Below are 437 nucleotides of genomic sequence, written 5' to 3' on the forward strand. Positions count from 1 at the left end.
CGTCAACGAGCTGGGTGTTGCCGAACCGATCGTTCAGCGTCAGGGCGCCAACCGCATTGTGGTTGAGCTGCCGGGCGTGCAGGACACTGCCGAAGCCAAGCGTATTCTCGGCAAGACGGCCAACCTTGAATTCCGTCTGGCTGCTGAGCCGGGTGCTTCGAAAGCCACTTCCGAAACCTTCGAGTTCCGTGAAGGCAATCGTCCGCCAGCACAGATCGAGCGTGGTCTGATCATCACCGGTGACCAGGTTACCGACGCCAAGGCCGGTTTCGGCGAGCACGGCACGCCTGAAGTGAACATCCGTCTGGATGGTCATGGTGGTGAGCTGATGAGCCGCGCTACTCGTTCGAACGTTGGTCGCAGCATGGCGGTGATCTTCATCGAACAGCGTCCGATCACCACTTACACCAAGCAAGTGGTCGATGGCGTCGAGAAAG

At 59.5% G+C, this 437-nt stretch carries 1 protein-coding gene; it reads left to right on the forward strand.

Annotated elements, in window-relative coordinates:
• Positions 1-437: SecDF P1 head subdomain-containing protein (locus BK660_RS30600; protein ID WP_404942970.1), on the forward strand; the 437-nt coding region annotated here is incomplete at both ends.

This window comes from Pseudomonas brassicacearum (assembly GCF_003732265.1).
Lineage (GTDB): Bacteria > Pseudomonadota > Gammaproteobacteria > Pseudomonadales > Pseudomonadaceae > Aquipseudomonas > Aquipseudomonas brassicacearum_D.